The following is a 6671-nucleotide window of genomic DNA, read 5'->3' on the forward strand; positions in this document are numbered from 1 at the left end:
GCCTTATGGTTGGGGCTTTCGTGTTTTAGGGCCTCAGCCGGGATCGGTTTGGGCCTTCCTGTTCTTGTGGCCCCAACCGGGACAGGTTGGGGCTTTCGTGTTTGAGGGCCTCAGCCGGTTCGGTTGGGGCCTTCCTGTTTTTGGGGTCCCAGTCGGGATCGGCTGGGGCCTTCGCGTTTTCCGGGCCAATGTGACTCAGAGCTTGTTTACTCGGGCTTTGCCGGGACCTTGCCCAGGCATGGGGACAACACGCGCAAATCACCACTAAGTTGGGTCACACCTCCCCCCAAGCCCCCCGGAGACCCCCCAATGTCGCTCAGGCACGCGACGGCTGTCGTCGTACTCGCCCTCGCGGCGGCCTGCGCACCGGGATCCCCGTCCGCCACTCCCGTGGCGACCCCGCAACATCAGGCCGCGTCGCTCCAGCTCAGCGCCATCCCCACCGACCGAACCGAGCCCGTCCTCCCGATCGACAAGACGAAGCTCAACGGCCGGCTCCGCGGGATCGTCGCCAAACAGCCGGGACGTACGACCGCGGCCGTGGAAGACCTGTTCACCGGCCGCGTCTACCAGTTCAGCCCCCAGCTCGTGCTCCCCACCGCCAGCACCGCCAAGGTCGACATCCTGATGGCCGCCCTCCGGACCACCCGCTGGACGAGCCTGCCGGCCCCGGTCCGCCGGGATGCCGACATCATGATCCGCGTGAGCGACAACAAAGCCGCGGACCGCCTCTGGGAACGCATCGGCCGGGAAGGTGGCCTCACCACAGCCAACAGGGCCTTCAAACTCAAGCGGACCACCGCCATCGGCGGCCGCTGTGTGGACCTCTACTGCTGGGGCATCACCCAGACCACCGCCGCCGACCAGGTCCGCCTGGTCAAACTCCTGACCCGCAAGGACAGCCCCGTCAAAGACCGCAGGGTCATTCTGGACCTGATGGAGAAGGTCGTCCCCGAACAGAAGTGGGGCGTCAGCGCGGGCGCCTGCGCGGGCGAGACCGTCGCGCTGAAGAACGGCTGGCTCAAGCACGTGGCCAACGAGAAGTGGGTCATCGTCAGCGCCGGCCTGATCGCTGGCAGATTCGCGGTGGCCGTCCTCACCGAGGACAACGAGACCAGCGACGCCGGCATCGCCAAGGTGGAGAACATCACCAGGCAGCTGCTGGCGGCCTTCCGTACCTGCCCGTCGGCCCGGTGACGTTCACCGGGCCGACGTTCACCAGGCCCTCGTTCACCAGGCCCTCGTTCACCAGGCCGACGGGCACCAGGCCGACGGGCACAGGATGACGCCTACGGCGTGACCAGCCGGTACCCCACACCCCGGACGGTCTGGATGAGCTGGTCGTCCTCATCGCCCAGCCGGGCGCGGAGCCGTTTGACGTGCACGGCGATGGTGTTGGTGGACATCGCGTCCACCGAATGCCACACATGCCGCATGATCTGCTCACGCGTGACCGTACGGTCCGCGTTGCGCATGAGGTAGTGCAGGAGCTCGAACTCGCGCAGCGGCAGGTGGACGATCCGGCCGTCCACCTTGACCTGGTACGCGGTGACGTCGAGCGCCACCTCGCCGATGGTGAGCACGGTCCGCTGGATGCCCTGCCGCCGGAAGGCGGCCTGGACCAGCGGAAGCAGCTCTGGCACCCGGTACGGCCGGGCCACGCAGGCCGTCGCCCCGGCGGCGAGGGCCTCCATGGCCTGCTCGGCATGACCCTCGCCGACTCCGAGGAGCACGGGCACGGCACGCGCCAGCCGTACCGCGCGGACGAAGTCGACGGGGCCGATGATGGGCAGCGAGGCGCTGATCAGCACGGCGTCGGGGCGCAGGGCTCCTGCCTGGAGCAGGGCCTGCGCCCCGTCGAAGACACCGGTCACATCGATGCCTTCAGCTTCGAGTTCGGACGTCAGCGACTGAACCAGATCGCTGTCGGGATCGGCGACCAGCAGCACCGGCGCCGATCGAGTGTCCCCCTCCACTGCGGGTGCCGTCACCCGTGTCCTCCCTGCGAGTCTGCCTGAAGTACGCCCGAAGATCGACTAACCGAAACGACCGGTGATGTAGTCCTCGGTACGCTTGTCGGAGGGCTTGGTGAAGATACGGGTGGTCTGGTCGAACTCGACCAGCCGCCCGTGCCGCACCCCGGCGCTGTCGACGTCGGCGGTGAAGAACGCGGTCCGGTCGGAGACACGAGCCGCCTGCTGCATGTTGTGGGTGACGATCAGGATCGTGTACTCCTGACGCAGCTCCTGCATCAGGTCCTCGATCTTGGTGGTCGCGATGGGGTCGAGCGCGGAGCAGGGCTCGTCCATGAGGATGACCTCAGGCTTGACCGCGATCGCCCGGGCGATGCACAGACGCTGCTGCTGACCGCCGGACAGGGAGAGCGCGTTCTGCTTGAGCTTGTCCTTGACCTCGTCCCACAGGGCGGCCTTGGTGAGCGCCTCCTCGACGAGGTCGTCCATGTTCCGCTTGATGCCGTTGACCCGAGGACCGTACGCGACGTTGTCGTAGATGGCCTTGGGGAACGGGTTGGGCTTCTGGAAGACCATGCCGATGCGGCGGCGGACCTCGATGGGGTCGACGTGGTCGCCGTACAGGTTCTCGTCGTGGTAGAGGATCTTGCCCTTGATGTGGGCGCCCGGGATGAGGTCGTTCATCCGGTTGAAGCAGCGCAGGACCGTGCTCTTGCCGCAGCCAGAGGGGCCGATCATGGCGGTGATCTCGCGACGGCCGATCAACATGTCCACGTTGCGGACCGCTTCGTAGTCGCCATAGAAGACGCTGAGGTCTTCGACGGTGAACACCGGGTCGAGGGACCCCGGGGTGTTCGGAACTTCGGGGCCGCGGATGGTCACGTTGGGCTGTGAGGTCACTCTGCCTGCCTGGGTTGAGATCTGGTTCATTGGTTCACCAGCGCTTCTGGTAGCGGTTACGGAGCCAGATGGCGACGGAGTTCATCAGCAGCAGGATCGCCAGGAGGATGACGATCGCGGCCGCCGCGAGGACGTGGAACTCCTCACGGGACTGGCTGATGAAGTTGTAGATCTGCAGCGGCAGCACGGTGAAGCTGCTCCAGACGCCTTCCGGGTTGAAGCGGACCAGCGTCGCCGCGCCCAGCATGAGGAAGGGGGCGGCCTCGCCGATCGCCCGGGAGAGGGCGAGGATGGAACCGGTCGCGATGCCGGGGATGGAGGCGGGCAGGACCTGCCGCCAGATCGTCTGCCACTGGGTGGCGCCGAGGGCCAGCGAGCCTTCCCTGATGGACGGCGGAACCGCCCGGATGGCCTCGCGGGCGGAGATGATGACGATCGGCAGCACCAGCAGGGACACCGTGATGGCGCCGGTCATGACGGTGAAGCCGAACTGGAGCCAGCGGGCGATGATGCCCAGGCCGAGGATTCCGTACACGATGGAGGGGACCGCGGCCAGGTTGCTGATGTTCAGCTCGATGACCTTGTTGTACCAGCGGGTGCGGTCGGCGTACTCCTCCAGGTACACGGCGGCGAGGATGCCGGTCGGCAGGGCCATCAGCGCGGTCAGCCCGATGATCCACAGGGTGCCGAAGATGCCGGACTGGATGCCCGCCGTCTCCGGTCGCCGGATGGACGGCATGTTCTCCCAGAGGGTGGGCGAGAGCCGCGGCCAGCCTTCCTCGAGAACGTAGATGAGGAGCATCCCCAGGAAGATCAGCGCGATGGCCAGGCTGGACAGCAGCGCGACTCGGAAGAGGTGCTCCTTGAGCGGCCGTCCCTTGCTGGCGAGCTCGACGGCTGACTTCGGGGTGGAGAGTACGGCCATTACTCATACACCTCGCGGTATTTCTGCACCAGACGGGCGCTGACGTAGTTCATGAAGAACGTCATGATGAACAGCAGCGAACCCACGGCGAAGATCGTCTTGTACGGGATGGAGCCCACCGACGCGTCACCGGAACCCGCCTGGGCGATGAAGGCCGCCATGGTGGCCATCTCGTCCGCCGGGTTGAGGGTGAACACCGACTTGAAGCCGCCCGCGATGGCCACGATCATCGTCTCGCCCGCGGCCCGGGAGATGGCGAGGATGACGGCGGCCACGATGCCCGAGAAGGCGGCCGGCACGACCACCCGTACGGACGTGAGCATCTTGGAGGCGCCGAGCGCGTAGGAGCCCTCGCGCAGGCCGTTGGGTACGGCGGCCATGGCGTCCTCGGAGAGGGACGCGACGATCGGGATGATCATCACGCCGACCAGGAGGCCCGCGCTGAGCGCGTTCTTGGCTTCCAGGCCGAGGAAGGGGAACCAGTCCTTGAGGACCGGGGTGACGAAGGTGAGAGCGAAGAATCCGAAGACCACCGTGGGAACGCCGGCCAGCACTTCCAGCACCGGCTTGAAGATCTTGCGAACGCGTGGGGTGGCGTACTCGGACAGGAAGATCGCGGCGGCCAGGCCCAGCGGCACCGCGACGAGGATGGCGATGAGCGTGATCTCCAGGGTGGCCACGATGATCGGCCACACGCCGAACGCCGGCGGCGAGAACAGCGGACCCCACGTCGTGGAGCCGAAGAACTCGCCGAAGCTCACCTCGGAGAAGAACTCGATGGTGGGCTCGACCAGCGCCACGATGATGCCGACCGTGGTCGCGATGGAGACCAGCGCGGAGATCAGCAAGATCGCCTTGATCAGTTGCTCGCCATAACGCGGGCGCGACCGCGCCAGGGACTTGGGGGAACCTGGCGCGGCCGCTCTCACCGGAGCCGACATCAGCTCGCCTTGAGGGCGGTCAGGTCGGACTTCAGCTTGGCCTCCTGCTCGGCGTTCAGCGGGATGAACTTCGCGTCCTTGGCGATCGTGTTGATGTTCGTCACGAAGTAGTCAAGGAAGGAAGCCACCTCGGGCCGCTTCACGGCGGCGGTGGAGGGGTAGATGAACAGCGGGCGGGCGAGCGGGGTGTAGGTGCCGTTCTGCGCGGCCTCCACGCTCGGGGCGACGCAGCCGCTGCCGGAGTCGATCTGCACCGCGGTCAGCTTGTCGGCGTTCTCCTCGAAGTAGGTGAAGCCGAAGTAGCCGAGGCCGCCCTTGGCGCCGACGACACCGGTGACGATGTCGTTGTCGTTCTCGCTCGGGCTGTAGTCCTTGCGGCTGGCGCCTTCCTCACCGTTCACCTCGCCGGTGAAGTAGTCGAAGGTGCCGGAGTCGGTGCCGGGGCCGTAGAGCTTGAGCGGCTCGTCCGGGAACTTGCCGTCGACGTCCTTCCAGGACATGACCTTGCCCTCGGCGGCCGGCTCCCACATCTTCTTGAGCTGGTCGACGGTGAGGCAGCTGGCCCAGGTGTTCTCCTTGGGCACGACCACGGTCAGCGCGTCCGTCGCGACGGTGAGCTCGCTGAAGTTGATCCCCTTGGCCGTGCAGGCGGCCTTCTCCTCGTCCTTGATCGGACGCGAGGCGTCGGAGATGTCGGTCTCCCCGGCGCAGAACTTCTCGAAGCCGCCGCCGGTACCCGAGGTACCAACCGCGATCTTGACGGTCGGCTGGTCCTCGCCGAAGAGCTCCGAGGCCGCCTGGGTCAGGGGTGCTACGGTGCTGGAACCGTCGATCTTGATCTCGCCGCTCAGAGCCGCAGGGGCGGAGCCCTCGGTTGCGGCAGCGGTGGCGCCGGGCTCGGCGTTGGTTCCGGTGCCCCCGCCGTCGCCGCCACATGCAGCGAGCGAGAGCACGCCGGCGATCGTCAGCACGGCGAGTCGACCTGCATACTTCACGGTCTTTGTCCTCCCACTTGTTTCATCAACGGGAAGGACGCTAAAGAGCGAAGGTGACCTAATGCCCTGGTAAAGGTGAACGGATAATGAACGGGCTCGGTCACTCTTGTACGGTCGCGGCGAGATAACAAGCAGGTCACAGGGCTATTGAGCACGTGGCCGGGTGCTTAACACCCGGCCGACGTTCACAGAACGGACGATCGCAGCCGTTCGTCGAAATCGCGGACCAGCAACGATGGCGGTCCTTCGTAGTCGCGGCGGAACCGGCGCACCCGCTGGAGCACCCGTTCCGAGGAGTAGACGACGCCCGCCTTGAGGGCCTCCTGGGCGAGGGTGAACGCCTCGTCCACCTCGCCCGCCATGCGCCGGGCGGTGGCGATCTCCAGCATCAGCAGCGCCTGCTGTTTGGCGGCGGGCCGTACCGAGATGAGGGATTCGGCGAAGGCGGCGACGGCGTCCGCGGGGCGGCCGAGCCGGACCATGACGAGGGCGCGGTAGCCGGCGAGCTTGCCCGGGTCGAAGGGGAACACCCACGGCCAGGGCGGGGAAACCGTGCGTTCACCGGCGGCCACGGCCTGCTCAGCCTCGCGCAGGCAGCGTAAGGCGCCGTGCGCGTCGTGGCGGGCGGCGTGGCCGAGGGCCTCGATGCAGGCCAGCCAGGCCCGCGCGGTCGGGGGAGGGTGCGGGCCGCACTGCGCCCGCGCCTGGGCGACCATGGACAGGCCCAGCTGCGGGTCGTCATGGTCGATCTCGAACGCGGCCAGACTGCCCAGCATGTACGCCTCGAGCAGTGGATGCTCGGCCCGGCGCGCGGAGTCCACCGCGAACCGGTAGAACATCCGGGCGGTCCCGATGTCCTGCATGTCGGCGTGGAGCCAGGCGGCGAACCCGGCGGCCTCGCTGACCGTGGGGCACACCTCGATCGCGAACGGCGTCT

General features: G+C 67.2%; 7 protein-coding genes. 1 reads left to right on the top strand and 6 read right to left on the bottom strand.

The features are described from left to right. The first annotated feature begins 309 nt into the window (after positions 1 to 309). Positions 310 to 1197, top strand: coding sequence for a serine hydrolase (locus Aph01nite_RS40315; protein WP_204046369.1), 888 nt, complete (start codon positions 310 to 312; stop codon positions 1195 to 1197). 92 nt (positions 1198 to 1289) lie between these two features. Here the strand turns inward: Aph01nite_RS40315 and Aph01nite_RS40320 are convergent, their stop codons facing one another. The 6 genes from Aph01nite_RS40320 to Aph01nite_RS40345 form a co-directional block, all read right to left on the bottom strand. Continuing rightward, entirely contained in the window at positions 1290 to 1991 is a 702-nt protein-coding gene (locus Aph01nite_RS40320) for a response regulator transcription factor (RefSeq protein WP_239162347.1), read from the bottom strand. Positions 1992 to 2036: 45 nt separating this feature from the next. Further along, positions 2037 to 2903: a phosphate ABC transporter ATP-binding protein PstB gene (gene pstB, locus Aph01nite_RS40325; protein ID WP_204046370.1), complete on the bottom strand. Its 867-nt coding sequence runs from the start codon at positions 2901 to 2903 to the stop codon at positions 2037 to 2039. Positions 2904 to 2907: 4 nt separating this feature from the next. Beyond that, the gene (pstA, locus tag Aph01nite_RS40330; protein ID WP_204046371.1) at positions 2908 to 3798 is read right to left on the bottom strand and encodes a phosphate ABC transporter permease PstA; all 891 of its coding nucleotides are present in this window, start codon (positions 3796 to 3798) and stop codon (positions 2908 to 2910) included. Then, positions 3798 to 4739: a phosphate ABC transporter permease subunit PstC gene (pstC, locus tag Aph01nite_RS40335; protein ID WP_204046372.1), complete on the bottom strand. Its 942-nt coding sequence runs from the start codon at positions 4737 to 4739 to the stop codon at positions 3798 to 3800. Before pstC ends, pstA begins: the two co-directional genes overlap by 1 nt. Continuing rightward, the gene (locus Aph01nite_RS40340; RefSeq protein ID WP_204046373.1) at positions 4739 to 5734 is read right to left on the bottom strand and encodes a PstS family phosphate ABC transporter substrate-binding protein; all 996 of its coding nucleotides are present in this window, start codon (positions 5732 to 5734) and stop codon (positions 4739 to 4741) included. Before Aph01nite_RS40340 ends, pstC begins: the two co-directional genes overlap by 1 nt. A 185-nt stretch (positions 5735 to 5919) precedes the next feature. Next, on the bottom strand, positions 5920 to 6671 hold a 752-nt coding region (locus Aph01nite_RS40345), incomplete at its 5' end, for an NsdA family TPR-like regulatory protein (RefSeq protein WP_507762541.1).

The organism is Acrocarpospora phusangensis (assembly GCF_016862995.1).
Lineage (GTDB): Bacteria > Actinomycetota > Actinomycetes > Streptosporangiales > Streptosporangiaceae > Acrocarpospora > Acrocarpospora phusangensis.

Excerpts from the sequence above, each read along its gene's own strand:
- Aph01nite_RS40315 (WP_204046369.1), top strand. The coding sequence starts at position 310 with ATGTCGCTCAGGCACGCGACGGCTGTCGTCGTACTCGCCCTCGCGGCG.
- pstB (WP_204046370.1), bottom strand. The coding sequence starts at position 2,903 with ATGAACCAGATCTCAACCCAGGCAGGCAGAGTGACCTCACAGCCCAAC.
- pstA (WP_204046371.1), bottom strand. The coding sequence starts at position 3,798 with ATGGCCGTACTCTCCACCCCGAAGTCAGCCGTCGAGCTCGCCAGCAAG.
- pstC (WP_204046372.1), bottom strand. The coding sequence starts at position 4,739 with ATGTCGGCTCCGGTGAGAGCGGCCGCGCCAGGTTCCCCCAAGTCCCTG.